Source organism: Williamwhitmania sp., assembly GCA_035529935.1.
Classification (GTDB): Bacteria; Bacteroidota; Bacteroidia; order Bacteroidales; family Williamwhitmaniaceae; genus Williamwhitmania.
On the sequence record DATKVT010000068.1, the window covers coordinates 16,143 to 37,307 of the forward strand.

At 44.8% G+C, this 21,165-nt stretch carries 12 protein-coding genes; 9 read left to right on the plus strand and 3 right to left on the minus strand.

Features of this window, described 5'->3' with window-relative positions:
- The first annotated feature begins 32 nt into the window (after positions 1-32).
- From dinB to VMW01_05085, 5 genes are all read left to right on the plus strand, one after another.
- A complete protein-coding gene (gene dinB, locus VMW01_05065; GenBank protein HUW05608.1) occupies positions 33-1,205 on the plus strand; it encodes a DNA polymerase IV in 1,173 nt (390 codons plus the stop codon).
- A gap of 4 nt (positions 1,206-1,209) precedes the next feature.
- Positions 1,210-4,152, plus strand: coding sequence for a DNA polymerase III subunit alpha (gene dnaE, locus VMW01_05070; protein HUW05609.1), 2,943 nt, complete (start codon positions 1,210-1,212; stop codon positions 4,150-4,152).
- A gap of 48 nt (positions 4,153-4,200) precedes the next feature.
- Positions 4,201-4,764 carry a putative DNA modification/repair radical SAM protein gene (locus VMW01_05075; protein HUW05610.1) on the plus strand — a complete coding sequence of 188 codons (564 nt, stop codon included), beginning with the start codon at positions 4,201-4,203 and terminating at the stop codon, positions 4,762-4,764.
- A gap of 474 nt (positions 4,765-5,238) precedes the next feature.
- Positions 5,239-5,574, plus strand: coding sequence for a hypothetical protein (locus tag VMW01_05080; protein HUW05611.1), 336 nt, complete (start codon positions 5,239-5,241; stop codon positions 5,572-5,574).
- A 63-nt stretch (positions 5,575-5,637) separates the two neighbouring features.
- Complete coding sequence (locus VMW01_05085) at positions 5,638-7,692, plus strand: transporter substrate-binding domain-containing protein (protein HUW05612.1); 2,055 nt, start codon at positions 5,638-5,640, stop codon at positions 7,690-7,692.
- Positions 7,693-8,410: 718 nt separating this feature from the next.
- On the opposite strand, the gene VMW01_05090 is transcribed toward VMW01_05085, so the two are convergent.
- Together VMW01_05090 and VMW01_05095 are read right to left on the minus strand one after the other, a co-directional pair.
- Positions 8,411-9,586, minus strand: coding sequence for a M20 family metallopeptidase (locus VMW01_05090; protein HUW05613.1), 1,176 nt, complete (start codon positions 9,584-9,586; stop codon positions 8,411-8,413).
- A gap of 94 nt (positions 9,587-9,680) precedes the next feature.
- Complete coding sequence (locus VMW01_05095) at positions 9,681-13,058, minus strand: hypothetical protein (GenBank protein HUW05614.1); 3,378 nt, start codon at positions 13,056-13,058, stop codon at positions 9,681-9,683.
- Positions 13,059-13,296: 238 nt separating this feature from the next.
- Here VMW01_05095 and VMW01_05100 point away from each other — a divergent pair, with 238 nt between their 5' ends.
- The 3 genes from VMW01_05100 (at position 13,297) to VMW01_05110 (ending at position 16,860) form a co-directional block, all read left to right on the plus strand.
- On the plus strand, positions 13,297-14,397 hold the full coding sequence (locus VMW01_05100; GenBank protein ID HUW05615.1) for a DUF1573 domain-containing protein: 1,101 nt from the start codon (positions 13,297-13,299) through the stop codon (positions 14,395-14,397).
- A gap of 215 nt (positions 14,398-14,612) precedes the next feature.
- Entirely contained in the window at positions 14,613-15,710 is a 1,098-nt protein-coding gene (gene meaB, locus VMW01_05105; GenBank protein HUW05616.1) for a methylmalonyl Co-A mutase-associated GTPase MeaB, read from the plus strand.
- A 43-nt stretch (positions 15,711-15,753) separates the two neighbouring features.
- The gene (locus tag VMW01_05110) at positions 15,754-16,860 is read left to right on the plus strand and encodes a TlpA disulfide reductase family protein (GenBank protein HUW05617.1); all 1,107 of its coding nucleotides are present in this window, start codon (positions 15,754-15,756) and stop codon (positions 16,858-16,860) included.
- Between the two features lie 86 nt (positions 16,861-16,946).
- On the opposite strand, the gene VMW01_05115 is transcribed toward VMW01_05110, so the two are convergent.
- Entirely contained in the window at positions 16,947-19,127 is a 2,181-nt protein-coding gene (locus VMW01_05115; GenBank protein ID HUW05618.1) for a hypothetical protein, read from the minus strand.
- Between the two features lie 301 nt (positions 19,128-19,428).
- Here VMW01_05115 and VMW01_05120 point away from each other — a divergent pair.
- Positions 19,429-21,165, plus strand: a 1,737-nt coding sequence (locus VMW01_05120; GenBank protein ID HUW05619.1) for a PAS domain S-box protein, incomplete at its 3' end; no start/stop codon positions are given.

The following is a 21,165-nucleotide window of genomic DNA, read 5'->3' on the forward strand; positions in this document are numbered from 1 at the left end:
TAAATGCCAAACACCTATATTCCTAGATAAAAATGGAGACCGACCGCCACATAGCGCACATGGACCTCGACACCTTTTTTGTGTCGGTGGAGCGACTGCTGCGAAGCGATTTGAACGGCAAGCCCGTAATAGTGGGAAGTCTTTCGGACCGGGGCGTGGTGGCTGCCTGCAGCTACGAGTCGCGGCGCTTTGGCGTTCACTCGGCCATGCCCATGAAGATGGCGCTGCGGCTCTGCCCCGATGCGGTGGTAATCCGTGGCGACATGGACCGCTACAGCCACTTTTCCCGCATGGTTACCGAGATTATTGCAGAGAAGGCTCCGCTATACGAAAAGACCTCCATCGACGAACACTACCTCGACATCACGGGGCTCGACCGCTACTTTGGCTGTAACAAATGGATGCACGAACTCCGGCAACGCATCATACAGGAAACCGGGCTACCCATCTCCTTTGGGCTCTCCGTAAATAAGACTGTGGCCAAGATTGCCACCGGAGAGGCCAAGCCCAACGGCGAAAAGGACGTCCCCTTTCCGCTGGTAAAACCATTCCTTGCACCACTCTCCATCGCACGCATTCCCGGCATTGGCGATAAAACATTCAGGCTGCTGCGCTCCATGGGGGTGGTAACCATCGACACGCTGAGTAACATCTCACCCGATATGATGGAGCGCGTGTTGGGTAAAAGCGGCATAGTGATATGGCGCAAGGCCAACGGCATCGACAACACTCCGGTGGAGCCCTACTCCGAAGCCAAAAGCATCAGCACCGAAACCACCTTTGAACAGGACACCACCGACGTTGCCATGCTCCGCGCCAAGCTGGTGCGCATGACCGAAAAGCTCTGCTACGAACTTCGCCGCGACGAACGGCTGGCTTCGGTGGTAACCGTAAAGCTGCGCTACTCCGACTTTAACACCTACACCATGCAGAAGCAGATATCCTACACCTCACTCGACCATCAGGTGAGACCCATAGTGGAGGCTCTCTTTGAGAAGCTATACCAGCGTCGCCTGCTAATCCGGCTCATTGGTGTTAAGCTGAGCGGCCTTATTCAGGGAACGCAGCAGCTCGACCTGTTTGAGGACACCAGCGAAATGGTTCACCTCTACCAGTCGCTTGACTACCTACGCCATCGCTTCAGCGTTAAAGCCGTTCGGTTGGCGAGCGGTATCACATCTCCCCCAAAACCATTAAGCCCCTGACAAAATGTGGATAGCAAAATCATACAACTCCCTCCTTTACGGAACACTACCCGTAGAGCAGCTGGTGGCACTGGCCAAGGCACAGGGGTTGGAGAGCCTCGCCCTCACCGACATTAATACCACACAAGGGATGATGGACTTCTACAAGCTGTGCCAGCAAAATGGAATAAAAGCCCTTGCCGGGGCCGAGTTCAGGGATAACGACAAGCTGCTGTATACCACCATCGCAAAAAATAAGGACGGACTCAGAGAGATAAACGAGCTGCTCACCCAGTGCAAGGAGCAGAAGAACATGGAAACAGCCCAGAACTATCGGTTTCAGAATGCATTTGTGCTCTACCCTTACGGCTCCCATGCCACGGCAACACTACGCGATGGGGAACTCATAAACGTTCGTCCCACCGATGTAAACCGGGTATTAGCCACAACCACCCAGCGTGAACTTCAGAAGATGGTGGCCTTTGCCCCAGTGACCGTTGCCGATGCCATGGAGTATGAACTGCATCGACATCTGAGAGCCATAGATCACAACACGCTCCTGAGCAAACTTACTCCAAACCAGCTGGCCTCCCCCAGCGAAACGCCTCAAAGCACGGATGAACTCCGGCAACGATTTGCCCAACTTCCTCTGCTGCTCGAAAACACAGAGTTGCTAACCGACTGCTGTTCCGTATCGCTCGATTTAAAAGGGAATAAAAACAAAAAAAACTTTACGGACAACTCCTACGACGACTACCTCCTGCTGGAAAAGCTGGCCTTCGACGGTTTAGAATACCGCTACGGAAAAGGCAACATGGAGGCAACGCAGCGAGTACAAAAGGAGCTGGAGATTATACACAAACTTGGGTTTTCGGCCTACTTCCTCATCACGTGGGACATTATTCGTTACACCATGTCGCAAGGCTTTTACCACGTGGGAAGAGGAAGTGGTGCTAACAGCGTTGTAGCCTACTGCCTCCGCATTACCGACGTCGACCCCATAGAGCTAAATCTCTACTTTGAGCGTTTCCTCAACCCCAATCGCTCATCTCCCCCCGATTTCGACATCGACTACAGCTGGAAGGACCGCGACAAGGTTCAGAGTTACATATTTCAACGTTACGACAAGCGGCACGTTGCGCTACTAGGAGCAAGTGTTACCTTTCAAGGAAGTTCTATCGTGCGAGAACTGGGTAAGGTATATGGGCTGCCCAAGGAGGAGGTTGACAAAATAGCCGATGGTGAGGTAGCACAGAAGGACATGGACCACATTGCCCAGCGAATTTTTACCATTGGAGGTATGATGGTCGATTTTCCCCATGTCCGCTCCATTCATGCAGGGGGTGTACTTATTTCGGAGGAACCCATTACCACCTACACCTCTCTTGAAACGCCCCCAAAGGGTTTTTATACCACCGAGTGGGACATGTATGTTGCGGAGGATATCGGCTTCGAAAAGTTCGACATTCTCAGCCAACGAGGAATCGGTCATATCAAAGAGGCTGCCGAAATCATTAAGCAAAACAGAGGCGACGACATAGACGTGCACTGCATCCAAAAGTTCAAGAAAGATGATAAGGTAAAGGAGCAGCTGAAGAGCGGTGAGACCATAGGCTGCTTCTATGTGGAAAGTCCGGCCATGCGTGGTTTGCTAAAGAAGCTGCGCTGCAACGACTACCTTACGCTGGTGGCCGCCAGCTCCATTATTCGTCCCGGAGTGGCCCAAAGCGGCATGATGCGCGAATACATTTTCCGCTTTCACAACCCCAACGGATTCAAGTACAACCATCCGGTAATGAAGGCTCAGCTCAGCGAAACATTCGGCGTAATGGTATACCAGGAAGATGTGCTAAAGGTATGCCACCACTTTGCCGGACTCAACCTAGCCGATGCCGATATCCTACGCAGGGCCATGAGCGGCAAGTTTCGTTCGAAGGGAGAGCTTAAGCGCATTGAAAACCTCTTTTTTAATGGAGCCGAGCAGCTGGAGCGACCTAAGGAGGTGGCAATGGAGGTATGGCGACAGATAGAATCGTTTGCCAACTACTCCTTTTCGAAGGCGCACTCAGCCTCGTATGCCGTGGAGAGCTACCAAAGCCTCTACCTAAAAGCGCACTATCCGTTGGAGTTCATGGTGGCGGTAATCAACAACTTTGGTGGCTTTTACCGCACATGGATATACTTCAACGAGGCTCGTAGGTGGGGCGCCACCATTAACCTTCCGTGTGTGAACAAGAGCACCTACAAAACCTGCATTTACGGGAACGACATATATGTGGGCTTCATCCATATTGCCAATTTGGAATCACCTCTGACCGAAAGAGTTATCGATGAAAGGGAGAAAAATGGTGCTTACCAAAGTTTAGCCGATTTTGTGCAACGCGTAAACACGGGCATTGAGCAGCTCATCATTCTTATTCGCATAAACGCCTTTCGCTTCACGGGTAAAACCAAGGCCACGCTGCTGTGGGAGGCCTACGCACTGCTCGACAAGAGAAAGCTGGAGCCTCAAGCAAAAAGCCTATTCTACGTTCCAGAGAAACAATTTACGCTACCCAACCTAGAGCAAACGGAGCTGGAGGACGTATTCGACGAAATCGATCTGCTGGGATTTCCCGTAACGCTCACCTGGTTCGACCTGCTCAAAACCTCGTTCCGGGGTGGACCACGAGCAAAAGACCTACTTCAACTCGTGGGAAGCACTGTAAAAATGCTCGGCACGCTGGTTCACATAAAATACACCAAAACCAAGCGAAACGAGCTAATGCACTTCGGCACCTTCATTGATGTGGAGGGGCAGCACTTCGATACGCTTCACTTTCCCAACACCTCATTGCACTGGCCATTTAAGGGTCCCGGCGTTTACCTCCTGCAGGGAATAGTTACCGAGGAGTTCGGCCATCCCAGCATTACCGTTGACAAAATGGCCAAGCTTGAAATAAAGCCCGACCCAAGAATGAAGCGATAGCGTAGATTCAAAAAACATCAATACCGAAAGAGATAAAAAACAATAGCCATGACCGACAAACTTCTCGATAAGCTAAACACCCTTTCGGCGGCAGCCAAGTACGACGTTTCGTGCTCCTCCAGCGGAAGCAGCCGAGCCAACAGCAACGGAGGATTGGGCAATGCTGCCAAGGCCGGTATCTGCCACTCCTTTACCGAGGACGGCCGCTGCATTTCACTCCTCAAAATTCTCATGACCAACCACTGCATTTACGACTGCGCATACTGCATCAACCGGAGGAGCAACGACGTGAAGCGCGCGGCATTTACGGTGGAGGAAATAGTGGACCTCACCATTAACTTCTACCGACGCAACTACATTGAAGGGCTCTTCCTGAGTTCAGGAGTTATGTGCAACCCCGACTACACCATGGAGCGCATTACCCGCGTGGCTAAAGAGCTCCGCCTCACCCATCGCTACAACGGATACATTCACCTAAAGGCCATTCCCGGTGCCAGCCGGGAGCTGGTGCACGAGGCAGGACTCTACGCCGACCGACTTAGCGTAAACATTGAAATACCTTCGGAGCAAAACCTAAAGATACTGGCACCGAATAAGAGATACACCAGCTAGCTTACGCCCATGAACCAGGTTTGTGAGCTGCTGGCCGAATACCGCTGACACAGAAAGCCTAGGATTAAGATTCCTCGCTTTGTTCCGGCTGGGCTAAGTGCACGGATTATTGTGGGTGACCGCGCTGAAGCCAACCTTCAAGTATTCTGAGAGGTAATTATTTGCATCATTACATAAAACTGATCAAGATTAAGAAGCACGGAAATCTGCCCAAAAGCATTTTTAAATATGGACTAACTCACATCGCAAGTATGATGTTAAACCCAGATTATATGAACAATATCGCTACATTCAAATTTCTGTCAGACACATGGGTTACTTTGTCAAAATCGTATTGAAAATGGAATAAAAAACGAGCTACTTTGCCAGCTAATTGGTATAGACAATGGCTTTTATGATTAGAAAGATGGCTTATCTCATGCGCTTTTGACAGTTCCACTTCAATGTGATTGCAAACAACAACCATAAGGCACATTGAAAAGGAGACGTTTGGATGAAAGAAGAATTAGCAAATACAAAAGTGGTGATTTATTTCCTCTATGGGTCAAGGAACATGACAATGTATATCTCACAACTCAAAATAATTTGGGATTTAAAATGGGACTTGCATGTGGGGAAGCAAGTCAAAAGTTGAATAAACCAGCAATTAGACTTGAAGGCACTCCCATTGATTTGAAGACCTTAACCAAGGAACGATTGATTCTGAATAAAAAACTGCAACAAAAACAAGGCATAACCACTAAAAGTTTCAATGGTCTACAAAAGGGTTGTATTCGATACAAAGTGCCGCTTGATACAAGCAAGTTTTGAATTCACCCGCCAACCAAATACAAGACCTTTTAGAGCCAGTAATAACAGAGATGGTGTTATAATATGAGAAGATTAAGTTTACGGCTAACTATTTTTGTGATTTATTCATTCACACAAATAGGCCTTTATGCACAGACCGACAAACTACCAACCTCAATAAAAGTTGGTATATATGAAAATCCACCAAAGGTTTTTACTAACGAAGAAGGGTTGCCCAATGGTATTTTCATTGACATTCTCAATGCTATTGCCGCAAAGTCAAACCTGAAAGTAGTATACGTCAAGGGCAATTGGAATGAGCTTATGAACAAGCTTACTAAAGGAGAAATAGATGTTTTGCCCGATATGGCGCGTACAGCTGACCGAGACTCCTTATTCCTATTTAACAATATTTCTGTTTGTAGCTCTTGGCTTGAGATATTCTCGAAACATCAAACCGCAATAAACTCATTTTCAGACCTAAATGGTAAAAGAATTGGACTGATTAAAGGTTCAGCGGAGGAACAGTATTTTAGGACCGTTGCAAAAAAGGATTTTACTGTTGACTTTGAACTTCATGCTTATGACAACTTTGAGCAACTCATGGGAGCAGTAAAAAACAACAAAATAGATGCAATTATTGCTGACCGTTTTTTTTACTTTTCTAAGTTTTATGATAAAAGTTTAATATCAACAGGAATAACTTTTCATCATGACGAACTTCATTTTGGTTTTTCAAAAAAGATCAATCCTCTATTGATTCAGGCTTTTGATAAGGAACTTGCTAAACTCAAAAATGATCCAGATTCAGAGTACTATGCATCTACTGACCGTTGGCTACATGCCCAACCCTTAATACCTAAATACATATTCTGGCTTGGTCTCATAGCATTGGGTGTTTTTCTTATAATTTCTGCATTTATTCTACTGCTTCGAAGAGAAGTAAGGCAAAAGACAAAAGAGCTTCAGAACAAAAACAATGAACTGGGATTGGCCCTTGAAAAAGCAAAAGAGGCAAATCAACTGAAAACTGAATTCTTACACAACATGAGCCACGAAGTACGCACCCCAATGAATGGCATAATAGGTTTTTCGAATATTCTTAATAGCCCAGATACGACCCCTGAAGAAAGAAGTTATTTCTCAAAAATTATTCAAAATAGCAGTCAACAATTGTTAAGAATTATTGATGACATACTTGAAATATCCACCCTTGAAAAAAAGCAAATAGCCCTTATTGAAGAGCCTTTTTTCCTAAATGATTTATTAATGGAGCTTTTTTCAGTTTTCAGTCTTAAATCGGAAGAACGCAACATTCCCCTTCATTTAAAAAATGGGTTGCCTGATAACCAGAGCCATATCATTTCTGATACGGCTAAATTAAATAAGATAATAAGCAACTTGCTGGAGAATGCGCTAAAATTCACCAATGAAGGGTTTATTGAAATGGGATACTACGTAGAACGAGATAATTTAGTAATATATGTGAAAGATACGGGTATTGGCATTTCTCCTGAAAACAAGGAAATTATATTTGAACGTTTTTCGCAGGTAGAAAAAGCAATGTCCCGGAAATATGGCGGATTAGGTTTAGGTTTATCTATTTCCAAAGAAAATGCCCAATTACTTGGTGGTGACATTACAGTAGAGTCTGAAAAAGGCAAAGGCGCTACTTTTTATGTTATGATTCCTTACAAACCGGCAAAAATTGATAGCAAATATTTATCTATTAATCCCCAAATGGACAAAACCACAGCAAGTGGTAATTTCACAATTCTTGTTGCAGAAGACGAACCAACAAATTTTCTCTACATTGAAACTATATTTAAAAAACAAAAGAGTATACCACTTGATGTAATACGTGCAAAAAACGGGCAGGAAGCAATAGATATTTGTATGAGGAATACAAACATTGATCTTGTTCTAATGGATATTAAAATGCCGATAATGGATGGATACGAAGCAACGGAAAAAATAAAAACATTTTGCCCCAAATTACCTATTATTGCTCAAACCGCATATTCCACTAAAGCGGATAATGAATTGGCCCAGAAATATAGATGTGATGATTTTATTTCGAAACCTATGGACAGCAAGAAGCTGATGAAATTGATTAACAAATATTTAAAGAAAGAGTAATACCGATTAGAACAAAGAAAAGCGCCCTAGCGCAGATGTACTCATCCGTTCCCACCATGCCTTTGTTAGTATAACGAAAGCAAAAACCTCACTACCTTGCAATTCCGTAGGCAAATATTGGCAGCAACTGGACGACAATTCGGCCCGAGCGCAGTTGGTTACAAATTGCAACCAACTGAAAAATAAAAAATCTGATGGGAGGTTATTTAAAACCCAACTGGCCAATTCTAAGCATTTAAGTTGATACCCTTTGACTCGCTTGGCCTTTATAAATGAGTAATGGGAATTTCGATACAAATCCAACTCCATCACCTTTGCGGATTATTTGCCGTTAGATTAGATGAGGGCAATAAAAAAGCCTTCCCGCATAGCGGAAAGGCTTTTGTGCTTCTGTTGCATCACTTATACTGGATGTATAGCCTCTACTGGGCATACATCAGCACATGATCCACAATCTGTGCAAACTTCTGGATCAATCTTGTAGATATCACCTGATGAGATAGCCTCTACTGGGCACTCGTCAATGCAGGTACCGCAAGCGGTGCAGTCTTCGCTAATTTTATAAGCCATTGCTTAAAATTTTTGGTTAAACGTCAATTAGACTTCGCAAATTTAAACGCAATTCGAAATATAAAAAAAATATTTCCTTAAATAGAATCATTTTAAACTAATTTAGCTGGCCGAGACACATCACACTCCATTACAGGCAGTTAAAAAATCACTCCAAAGACAATACCAACCAGATCAAGCTGGCTGAGCCGTAAAACAAGGCCTCCTCGTCGGGGCTGAAATTCCCAGCATGAAGGCGACCAACGCTCTTTTGACCTGCCACACCAAGCCTAAAAAACACTGAGGGAAAGAGGTGCGAATAGCGAGCAAAATCTTCGGTTGTCATTCTAATATCAAGTGCATTGATGTTCTCGCTACGCCAAAGCCTTGCAAGCATATCAATGGAGTACTGGGTGAGTTCCGGGTTATTGTATAGCGCAGGATAGCCATGCTTAACCTCTACCTTGCACTGCGCACCATGAGCCTTAGCAATGTTCACGGCCACATCGGTAATAACTTGATGAGCATTAGTGCGCCATGTTTCATCAAACGTGCGGAAGGTTCCTTCCACCAAAACTTCATCGGGAATAACGTTGGTGGCCCCATTGGCTACTACCTTCCCAAAGGAGAGCACCGTTGGAATCCCGGCTGGAGCCCGTCGGCTCACCACCTGCTGTAGTGAAACAATGATTTCGGCGGTGGCCAAAACCGTATCGGTAACGGTGTGTGGTAGTGCCGCATGTCCACCTCTGCCGGTAACCTTGAGGTATATCTCATCACCGGATGCCATATACCAACTTGGACGAAATCCAAATTTACCAACCGGTAAATCGGGGTCCACGTGCAGGGCAAACATGGCCTTTGGCTTGAACTTGTCAAAAAGCCCCTCCTCTATAATCTTTTTTGCACCGCCGGGAATCATCTCCTCTCCAGGCTGAAAAAGCAGCAGCACATCGTAGTTCAACTGCTTTTTGTGCCCTATCAGCAGCTCCGCTGCACCCAAAAGACACGATGTGTGTAGATCGTGACCACAGGCGTGCATTACCCCTGCTACCGTTGAGGCAAAGGGCAATCCCGTTGCCTCAGTCACTGGTAATGCATCCATGTCTGCTCGCAAAGCAATTACCTCGGCGTTGGGTTTTCCGCAGCGAACAATAGCATAAACGCCGGTACCAGCAATAGAATGGTGCTCAATACCCAAACCTTCCAGCCGTTCCATTATCAGAGCAGAGGTTGAGAACTCCTGAAAAGAGAGCTCCGGGTGCTGGTGTATCTCCCGTCGAGTTTTCGTCATGTTTGGCAATAGCTGCCGTGCTTCTTTCAGCAATTCATCTACACTTATCATGGTCAAATTTTTTCAGAAACAGTAAAAGCCATGCTATCACTTATCTTGCATAATGTCAAAACAACATGCTAAGTTAACAATTGCTCCGCACTTATTAAAAATCGGTGCTCAACGAAAAGTAGAAAATTCGTGGTTGCCTTACACCAGAATCCACACCCCAAGCCCAATCGAACCGCATAAAGTAACCCAATATTTTGCTTCTAACTCCAAATCCATAACCGTATACAATTGGGTCAAGGTTAGTCTCCACCTCCACCGTAATGGTTCCCTTCTGCTCGGTGCGCTTATCGTAGCCATTCTGTTCTCCATAAGGATTCAAACCCGTCCAAGCCGAGCCAATATCGCCAAAGAGGCATACCTGCAGATTGTCCCAAAACCCTGAACTGAGTGACCGGTTGGCAAAGTATCGTACAAATGGCCAGCGAACCTCGTTGTTGATAACGGCAAAACTATTGCCGTTTCTTACATTTTGGGGAAAACCGCGCAGGTTGGTTGCCAACGTCTGAAAAGCATAGGAAGCCTCCTGTTTCACAGGAATATTATTGTTGAAGGTGGGAACGGTGCTGCTAAAGTTTATCCAATTATCCACACTTCCTAGGTAGTAAACCAACCTAGCCTTGCCAAACGAGGTTGAGGTGGCGAACCGCCAAGCAAAAATGAGATCACGATGAATTTTTGCGTAGTGGCGAAAATCGAAGCCAACCACATGTAAATCTGGATTATTTCCGTTGACCTGCACGTATGATTCTTCAAAAAACTTGTAGCGAGTGCCATAGAAAATGTTGAGTCCACGACGGATGGTATTGTCAAAGATATATTCAAACTTTACACCACCCCATAGCTTGTTGGTATTTGGCGCACCAAGCGTTTGGTAGTCGGTTGCCAGCATAACCTGCCTATCGTGCCTTAAGGTAAAGGTGGCCCTAAAGGCTGAAACCTGTGTAAATGGATACTTTAACGCTAGAAGAAGTTCATGGGAGTGTACCTTCTCAATGGTAGTAGCCGTTTCGTTCTTAAAGGCCTGCCTATGGAAAACCAGCTGTTTATCCCATCGTCCCTTCAGATTCTCGAAGCTGAGCAGATACTCATTGCTAGCAAAATCGCTGGCAAAGCTAACGCCTGCAACTAGGCGGTAATCTTCAAACAGGTCGCGCGTGCCAATTTTGAAGAGCACATTCAATCCCGGGTTGAAGTAAACGGCTCCTCCGGTATAGGGCTGATACGACGCATTCAGAAACCCAAAATCAATTTGGCTAACAAGCGAGTGGGGATAAAAGGTGGTGTGATAAACATGTACCCTCTTCCGCTCCACGCTATCAGCCTCCGGACGTTGAATGTAGAAGTTATCACCATACTTTCGGGCAAAGTAGCTGTTCAATTTCTCGTCCTCAAACACGTAACTATTCACATCTACCTTTGCGTTGTCAGCAGGGGCATTGGCTTGCTCCACGCTATCGGCAACCGTCATGGGAATTACAACCATGGGTGGAGTTATGGCTGCAATGCTATCCTGCTCATGCTCCTTTTTTTGCTCCTCTGCCTCAAACACCGTTGGACGTAAAGGCTTTACAGAAAAGTTATCAAGTTCATTACCTGCTTCATCAAGATAGGTTTTGGTTAAACCATCCTGCATCACCACCTCTGCGTAGGTTGATCTTGCGGGGTTAAAATCGAATGAAGATATCCAGCCTTTGTAGTTGCTTTGTGGTGCCACATGCATTAGATAACGGTAGTGAATTGCCGTGTCGACGAAGCTAACTAAGCTATCCTCCTTGCCTACATACCAGTTGTTAATGCCATTTTTGTCGTCGGTAAAAGCAAAACGATTGTTGGAAAGCTCAACAGGTGAACGCTTAACAGACGAAGAAAAATCGTCGAGTCGAGTTGCCACGGCAGGCAGTGTAGTAATGGGATAATCGATGGTAAACAGGTTCTGAGCGCGCAATGGCTTATAATGTTTGTAATCGGTCGCCTGAAGGGTATCACCAGGGCGATTTGAAGTGAAAAGGATTGCCCTACCACGATGGATAAATCGAGGGTAAAGGTCGGCATAGGGATCGTTGGTAATTTGCTCCACCACCCCGCTGGCCATATTAAAAATGAACATGTCGTTCTGCCCATGAGTTACCGCCGAGAGCACCAGCTTGGAGCCATCGGGCGAAAACGAGTAGGCAAGCACTTTTCTGAAGTTGGGCAGCATACGCTTTGTTAGCTCTCTAGTCTCCGTATTGTAAAAATAGAGGTAAATCCACCCCTCCTCCTCTACGGTAAAGGTGAGTATGGTGGAGTTGGGATGCCAAGCTAAAACAGGGTTGGTATAGTCGGGAATCTGCTCGAGCTTGTATCCTAACGAAAAGATTCTTTTGGTTTTCTTGCGCTGAATATCGTATAGCCAAACGCGCTGCTGGCTCATTTCGTTGGTGACATAAGCCAAATACTTTCCATTGGCGCTCAACTTTACCTGCATGTAGGTTCTTCCAACCTTGGGATGCTTTACCACTGCAAGGCCGGTTGGTTCAACCCTAGTACTATCGTCGCTAAAGCGATTGCAGTAAAAGGCCCCCCAATCTTTCACCAACGCCTTAACTCTAGTTCCCAGCACTTGGTAGAATGCAGAATTAAAATCACGATTCACCCGGGTGAGGTAAAGGATATCGGAGATGGTTCCCCTGCCATAGGTTCGAGCCACAAAGAACCAAAACGATTGACCAGCCAAGGCGGCATCTTCACCCGTAAGGGATATCAGCCGATGGTAGCGTCCAGTAAGAAAGCCATTTTTGAACCGTGCATCGGTTTCGGAACTCCACTCCTGAGCCGTATACTTCTCCAGCCCTTTTTGAAACCATTCGGGGAGATCAACGCTTGTATCTCCAGTGAGCTTATCGCGCAAGGTGGATCCAGTTAATAGGTTCTGAATAACCACTGCTGCAACCACCTCTGACACCTGCTTCTCCAAGTCTTCGAGGCTGCCGTCGAAATAGATCGAAACTTTATTGTCGATAATGGTAGTGGTTCCTCCAATATTATACTCATCGGAGAAGCCCACAAGGCCAATGTTGCTCTGACGGAAATCGGAGAGTCGACTGTAGACAATAAAAATAAGTCGGCTATCGATGGGATTGTAGAATAGTTCCTCTGCATCGCTGAGTTTTTTTTCAGCAATTCTAGCCACATATTGAGCTACTTCCTGTCCTTCCTGGTAGTAGTAAACATCAAAACGGTCGTAACGAAGGTAGGTCCACTGAAAGGTGTTAAACTGGAGCCTACTTTTGCCAAAGCTCATCTGCAATCCGTTGTAGAATTGCCCCTCAACATTGCTGCTTGTTGCCATTACCACTAGCAGCAAGACAATAATCCTCAAGGGTAAATTCATATTGAATACCCTACCAATTGCTGCACGAATGCACAACCGAAAGCCGTAGTGACGACGTATTTTAGGTGAATTAGATACGTGCTCGTAAAGGAAACTCATGCACATTCATGTGGTTATCAATAGCTATAGGCCTCTGCAGCTGTAAAGTTATAAAGAGTTTTCAAAAGAACACACCTACAGACGGTATTCTGAGGCCCATTTCGTTTGAAACGCAATCACTGCAGCCGACTTTTATTCGGCATCAAAGTTAAAATTTCTTAATAATTCAAGATTGTTAGAATATTTCGAGCATAAAATTCAAAAAAGCATAACTTTGGAACAAAAAATTTCAAAAGTCATGAAGAACAACATTCTTAAGCACTTGTCCCTACTCGGTTTGATGCTTACAGCAACAACCATGTTTGCCCAGATTCCTAACTCAAACATGAACTTTGAAAGCTCCGTTCACGATTTTGGACTAATCAAAGAAAATGGTGGCCCAGCCATTTACACCTTTGAATTTGTGAACAAGGCTAACACCCCAATCATTATCAACAATGTAACCGCCTCCTGTGGTTGCACCACTCCCGAGTGGACCAAGGCTCCGGTAGCTCCTGGACAAAAAGGGACCATAAAGGTAACCTACGATCCCAAGAACAGACCAGGTCCATTTGAGAAGACCATTACCATTAACTACAATCAATCGCCAAACGTTGCAGTGTTGCGCATTAAAGGTGCTGTGCAGGAGCACGAAAAAACGCTTGCCGACCTCTACCCTCGTCAACTAGGTGATTTGCGTCTTCAATCATCCTACAAAGCCTTTATTCGACTCATTAACACGGAGGTTAAGACCGATTCCTTGCCAATGGTTAATGCTGGCAGCAATCCACTAACAGTTACTTTCGGCTTTATACCAGCTCACCTTACCATCAAAGCCGTTCCCCAAACTTTGAAACCTGGTGAAAAGGGTAATATTATGATCACCTACGATGCGGCAAAGAAAAACGACTGGGGTTTTGTAACCGACAATTTTGAAGTGCTGCTCAACGGCGAAAAGGTGCCGAATAATCTACTCACGGTGAGTGCAAACATCATGGAAGATTTCTCGAAACTTACACCAGAACAGCTGGCAAACGCACCAGCTATCCACTTCGACGAGTTGGTTTTTGACTTTGGTAGTGTAGTTGCTGGAACTCCTGTTGAACACGTATACAAATTCACCAATACCGGTAAGTCGGACCTCGTTATCAGAAAAGTTAAGGCTTCGTGTGGTTGCACCTCCGTTGCGCCCGATATTAGCGTAATTAAACCGGGCCAAAGTTCAGTTATCAAGGCTACTTTCCGTTCCGATCACTACTCAGGCCATCAAACTAAAACCATAACGGTTACTAGCAACGATCCAAAAAACTCCAATGTTATATTACGTCTCACTGGTGATGTAATGCCAAAACAGGAGTAGCCACAATTTTTCGGTCTAAATATTTAAAAAAGCGGAAGCGTCACATGATGCTTCAGCTTTTTTATACACCAAATCAACTACCTATATATCAACTTATTGACCCAATCATAGACTATCGCAATTGCAAAGTTCGGTTCCCATTCTATTTTGTCCGCCTAGCAAGCCAATCCTGTCATCATAAAATTCTTACATTTGTAGAATAATCATCAGGAATTGTGAAAAACGTGGATCAAAGAAGTGCATTGAGCGTGAACAGTGGAATTGACCAGCCTCCGCAAGTTAACCCCAATGCAGCCAACCAGATACGAAAAGTAAGAAAGAAAAAATTCACGGTTGACGAGTATGTTGAAGGAATAGTAGCTGGAAATCGAACCATCCTTAGCCAGGCTATTACCCTCGTTGAAAGCGCACTACCCGAGCATCATTCCATTGCACAGCAGGTTATTGAACGATGCCTGCCCCACTCTGGAAATTCCATACGCCTTGGAATAACAGGTGTTCCAGGGGTAGGTAAAAGCACCTTTATTGAGTCGCTCGGCATGCAAATCACAACTCAAGGCCATAAGCTGGCCGTACTGGCCATCGATCCCTCAAGTGAGCGATCGAAAGGGAGTATTTTGGGAGATAAAACGCGCATGGAAGAGCTCTCCAGCGATGCTAATGCCTTTATCCGCCCCTCTCCTTCCGCCGGGTCGCTGGGTGGTGTGGCCCGAAAAACTCGGGAATCGGTAGTGCTCTGTGAAGCAGCCGGTTTCGACGTTGTATTTATTGAAACCGTTGGTGTTGGGCAGTCAGAAACGGCAGTTCACTCCATGGTCGATTGCTTTTTGCTGCTTATGTTGGCTGGTGCTGGCGACGAACTGCAGGGAATTAAAAGAGGAATTATGGAGATGGCCGACATTTTGGCCATTACCAAAGCCGATGGAGCAAATATACAAAAGGCACAGATAGCCAGAGCAGAGTATGAAGGAGCTCTTCACCTCTACCCACCTGCTGAGTCGGGTTGGGATCCGCATGTGCTCACCTGCAGCGTCTTTGATAAAAAGAGTATCCTTGAGCTGTGGAACACCATCCTAGAATACCTAGCACTGACGAAAAAAAATAGCTACTTTGCAGATAAACGTCAACAGCAGGCAAAATACTGGATGTTTGAATCGGTAAATGAGACGCTCAAGGAGAGCTTCTACTGCAATCCATCGCTTCAGGTGTTGATAAGCAAGCTAGAGCAGGAGGTGCTCAACAACCAAATAACCTCCTTTGCTGCTGCAAAAGTGTTACTTGATCACTACTTTAAACAACTAAAAGGTAGGTAAATGTGTTACTTACTAGGTATATAACAACCAAAATTGAAAAAAAATGAAAAAACTACTACTGGGATTACTCCCAATTTTAGCACTGGTAGCCTGCACTAAAACGCCGAGCTACGATATCAAGGTAAAGATTGAAGGGCCGTCGACCGCAAAGATAGCCTACCTTCAAAAAATCGACAATCAAGATTTCGTTACCGTTGACAGCGCACAAGTTAAAGATGATAAGGTAGAATTTAAGGGAAAGGTAGAGCTTCCCGACCTTTACTTCATCCGTATTGGACAGAACCAACCAATTCAACTATTTGTTGAAAATGCGGACATCAATGTAAAAGTTAACCTTGACTCCGTTGAAAAAGCAGAGATTAAAGGATCTGCAACCCACAATCTGTTTGTAAAACTGAATAAGGACATGCTCCCATTCCGTGAACAGATGCAGCAACTCTATAAAAAGGCAGACTCACTAAAATCGGCCAACGCTATAACTCCAACTGTTGAAAAAGAGCTAGATGTAGAATACGACTCCATCCAGAATGGCCAGCAGAAATTTCTAACCAACTTTGTTTCCGACAATAGAAGTAGCGTTGTTTCTGCCTTTGTTACCTACCGTATTCTTTCACATACGCTTGAATTCTCTGAGTTAGAAAAAGTTACCGCAAGTCTCGATTCAACCTTGGCAAAATCGCCCTACGTAATTCTACTCAAGGAGAAGATTGAAATGCTTCGCAAAACGGCAGTTGGTCAACCATACCTTGACTTTACCCTACCCGATCCCAACGGTAAGGATATTTCCCTTTCATCGTTGGTTGATGGAAAAACTGTGGTGATGATTGATTTCTGGGCATCATGGTGCAACCCTTGCCGTCAGGAGAACCCCAACGTTGTTGCCATGTACAAAGAACTCAAGGGAAAAGGATTCCAGATTATTGGAGTATCACTCGACAAGGATAAAGCCAGCTGGGTTAAGGCCATTAAGGACGATGGCATAACCTATCCTCAGGTATCTGATCTCAAGTTTTGGGATAGTGCAGTAGCTAAACTCTACTCGGTTAACTCCATTCCTCACACTGTTCTCATTAGTAAGGATGGTAAGATTGCTGCTACCGACCTTCGTGGTGACGAACTAAAAGCTAAAGTTTTGGAACTTCTGAAATAGAGGTTTTCTTAATAGGTTCATGTAAAAAGCTATCCCGTTTGGGATAGCTTTTATTTTTGATATTATTAATGCAATACCTTAGTTTACTACTGCTTCACAAATCGAATATAGGCTTGACGGTAACCCTTTTCATTTAATTCTTTTAGAGCCATTGCAGCTTGTTGAAAGGTAGAGTAGCTGCCATAAGTATAGCGGTAAAACCCATCCAGCCCTTTATTTACCTCAACCGATTCTAAATTGTTAAAATAGCTAGTTTCAACTGGTATCTTAAGAGCCATCAGCTGAACGGTATAGGCTGCTTCAAATCGATCAACACGAACAAATGCCCTATCATAACCCTGCGATTGCAGTTGTTTAAGGGTTTCGTTGGCCTGTGCCAGCGATGTTGTAGTTCCTACGCTATATCTGTAAAAGCCATCCGGGGAGGTGGTAATTTCAACACCTTCCACGCCCTTGAAATATTCAACTCCGATAAGCCGTTTGAGCGCCATCAACTGGATCGAGTAGGTGATCTGCATCCCCGCAGGCCTATCTGCCGTGGTTACTTCAGCAGATGCAGGAGGCTCTATTTTCGCAGTTCTCACGTTGGGCTTTTCTGCTAACGTCACAGGTTTCTCCTCTGCTTCAGGTTTTGGCATCTCTACCAATGCTGGCTCACTCTTCGCCTCTGGAGGAGTAGTGGGTTTATTAGAACCCGTATCGGCTACAGCTGGAACGGTTGTTGCTGCCACCTGCTGAGGCAAGGGAGTTAGGGTTGCAGTTATGTCAACATTTCGTTTGGCAAAGTTCTCCGGGATATCTACCTGTTGTGTGCTTGGTTCAAAGTGGCTGTTCTCTACCGATACCACATAATTCCCAGCACCGAGGCTATTGGTAAAACTACCCGTAGCCCCATCTACAACTGGTCGCGCAATGGTATCGTGGGTAGATGCATCAATAATAAAAACAGAAGTTTGGCCCTCCACCTCCCCGGGAGCAGCAGCCAAAACTTTTCCGGCAAGAGTGAACATCCGACTGATAGTAATTTTGTATAGGTCGTTTTTACCAAGACCACCCGGACGTGCCGAGGCTACATATCCAGACTTTCCATCGCTTAGCGGGAAGAAAAAGCGGTCGTCACCGGGAGTATTGGCCGGATAGCCCAAATTCACAACAGAAGGAGTTCCCTCCAAGTTTACAAAAAACACATCATAGCCTCCCATACCATCGTGCCCCTCGGAACTAAAGAAGAGGTACTTTTCGTCAGGGGATAAAAATGGCGTATCCTCGTTAAATGGGGTATTTATTTCAGGTCCTAGGTTTACTGGCTCAGTCCATTTACCTTTGTCACCAAGGGTGGTTTTGTATATATCCAACCCTCCAATTCCGCCCTTCCTATTGCTTGTAAAATAAAGGGTTCTGCCATCTTTAGAAATGGCGACATGCGTTTCATTCCACTTGCTGTTTACTGGCTTTGGCAACTTTACAGCCTGCTCCCATTTTTTACCAGAAAGACTACTAACGTAAATATCCGAATTCTCAGGATCCACGCTTGTTAGGTAAAGGTCTGTTCCACCATACGAAAGACTCGACGTCTTTAGAAAGTCGCCACCCAGCTGACGGGTGATTTTTTGTGGAGTCGAAAGGCTATCACCTATGTATTTAGCCACATAAACGTCGAACCCATTTCTTGTTTGTGTAGTGTAAGCCAGTGTTTTTCCATTGCCAGAGAGCACTGCGTTGAAGTTTGAAAACTCGTTATTCACCTTTCCACCCAGATTTACATCCTTCACCATCTCGGGATTCTGTTCAAAGCTAGGAGCGTTTTTGCAGCCTAAAATACAATTGTCCACCAACTTGTGCATGGGATCGTCCGCCTTAAGCATATCCTTATACTTGTTGTAGGCATCAATGGCATCGTTGAACTGTCCACCGATTTGATAAGCTCGTGCTAAAAGGAAATAGGTTTCAGGGGGTGCATCGGTCTCCTTGATGGAGGTCTCGCTATATTTTGCTGATACGTGCTCCGCGGCCTCCTTTAGGAATGGCAATGCCTCCAGCTGTTTATCGTCGGTTTGAAGGTAGCAATATCCAATCCTACTCTTAATGCTGGCACTTTGAGGAACCTCCCGCAGAATCTTCTTATATGCATCAGCCGCCTTTTCATACTGCATCGTAGCAACTAGATATTCCGCATCACGCTCGTCCATAACTATTTTGTTCCAGTTCTGGCCTATGGCTACCGGGCTTATAGCAATGAATATGAGAATAGTTATCAGCCTGTTCATTCCGAACACAATGTTTGTTTAACTCACTGTTTCTACGGTAAATGTATGACGAAGATATGGTTTACACCTATTTTATATGATAAATCACTAAAATAATTACATTATAGCACAGTATTTGAGGGTAAATCCTCATTTTTTAGATCCAAATGACATTAACATTTGACATAACATATGTTTCAAACAAATTCAAGCTAAAGAGTGACGCTTACTGTCATGGCCTTGACATTACAAATAAAATCATCTATCTTTTGCTGAGTTTACCAAATAATTTGGCCACCAACCAGCTAACGAAATAAGCCTCATGAATTCTGCTTTACCTAGGAAAAATATTATAACACTGATCATTGCAACTGTTACAATTGCAGCTATATTAACTTTGGGAGGGTATCGTTTTTACAGCAATCAGGAACAAAGCATCCGCAAGGCAAAATACAATGAACTCAAGGCCATTGCCGAACTAAAAACGCAACAAATTGATAGATGGCGAAAGGATAGACTCGGTGATGCCAATATTGCCGCGCAGAGTCCCTTTTTTCAAAAGGCAGTTAACGACTATATTTCTAACAAAAATATAACTCTTAAAAAGGACATTCTCAACCGAATGAGTTTGCTAAAAATCCAGTATGGATACGAGAATGTTATGATTTATTCCACATCAGGAGAAAAAATATTTGATGTAGATTCCCGCTTCGATGAATGTAAACCGAACAAGCAGCTCCTTACCGTAACTTCAGCATCGTTTTCCGATTTTTTTTACTGCAGCATTACCAACCACATTTATTTGGATATTGCCGCACCAATTTCCATCCAAAACAGCATAGCAAAGGCTTACCTTGTCTTACGCATCGATCCAGAACATTACCTATATCCTCTCATTCAAACCTGGCCACTGCCAAGCAAATCTGGGGAAACACTTCTTCTCCGAAAGGACAGCACAAAAATCACCTTCCTTAACGAGCTACGCTTTTCAAAAAATGCTGCACTGAACTTGCACATTGACCTTTCGCACACCGAAGTTCCAGGCATAAAAGCAGCGCTTGGCGGAACGGGTATATACGAAGGTTACGACTACCGCAACGTGATGGTTGTATCCGATATTCGGCATATCCCCGATTCACCCTGGTTTATGGTTGCAAAAATCGATAAAAGTGAAATTTTTTCGGAGCTCTACTATAGAGCCATTGGAATTGTTGCCATTATACTGATATCTACCATTCTCATTACTATTGCACTTGCCCTATACTTCAAAAACCGTCAAACGAGTATTTACAAAAAGCTGTTCCTTGCCGAAAAAGAACTGCGCAGCGCAGAGGAGGAATTTCGCACCATACTTTACAGTATTGCCGACGCAGTAATCACCACTGCAGTAGATGGCAAAGTGAAAATGATGAACCACATGGCCGAAAAGTTAACCGGTTGGACGGAGACGGAGGCAAGTGGCAAGAAGTTGGAAAAAATATTTCACTTGGTAACAGAGGAGACCAATGACCCAGTGGAATACTCACTAAAAAAGGTGCGGTGCGATAAAAATTCAGTTATACAGGATTATCGTGTTATTCTCGTTGCTCGCAACGGCAAAAGAGTTCCGGTTACCACAAGTATGGCCTCCATCACCACCTCTAGCAATAAGGCAAATGGAGTAGTTATTGTATTCCACGACCAAACAGCCGAAAGAGAAGCCGCTCAGCAGCTGGAGAAAAACGAGGAACTGTTCAGAAACGTATTTGAATACTCCTTGATGGGAAAATCAATTACCGATTTCTATGGAAAAATAAATGTAAATAGAGCCTTCTGCCAAATGCTCGGTTACACCAAAGAAGAGCTCTCTGGCAAACCTTGGCGCTCGATTACCCATCCAGATGATGTAGAAAGGGATCAACAGATAATCGATGCTATTAGTGCCGGCGATAAATCATTCGACAAGTGGGAAAAACGCTACATCCACAAAAATGGCACCATTGTATACTGCGAAATCATGACCACACTTCTTCGCGATGCCGCAGGAAATATGCTCTACTTTATCAGTGCCATCAACGAT

Bases quoted from the DNA above. Each gene is read 5' to 3' on its own strand.
- VMW01_05075 (HUW05610.1), top strand. From the start codon at position 4,201: ATGACCGACAAACTTCTCGATAAGCTAAACACCCTTTCGGCGGCAGCC.
- VMW01_05095 (HUW05614.1), bottom strand. From the start codon at position 13,058: ATGAGTTTCCTTTACGAGCACGTATCTAATTCACCTAAAATACGTCGT.
- dinB (HUW05608.1), top strand. From the start codon at position 33: ATGGAGACCGACCGCCACATAGCGCACATGGACCTCGACACCTTTTTT.
- VMW01_05085 (HUW05612.1), top strand. From the start codon at position 5,638: ATGAGAAGATTAAGTTTACGGCTAACTATTTTTGTGATTTATTCATTC.
- VMW01_05100 (HUW05615.1), top strand. From the start codon at position 13,297: ATGAAGAACAACATTCTTAAGCACTTGTCCCTACTCGGTTTGATGCTT.
- VMW01_05115 (HUW05618.1), bottom strand. From the start codon at position 19,127: ATGAACAGGCTGATAACTATTCTCATATTCATTGCTATAAGCCCGGTA.
- VMW01_05110 (HUW05617.1), top strand. From the start codon at position 15,754: ATGAAAAAACTACTACTGGGATTACTCCCAATTTTAGCACTGGTAGCC.
- VMW01_05090 (HUW05613.1), bottom strand. From the start codon at position 9,586: ATGATAAGTGTAGATGAATTGCTGAAAGAAGCACGGCAGCTATTGCCA.
- dnaE (HUW05609.1), top strand. From the start codon at position 1,210: ATGTGGATAGCAAAATCATACAACTCCCTCCTTTACGGAACACTACCC.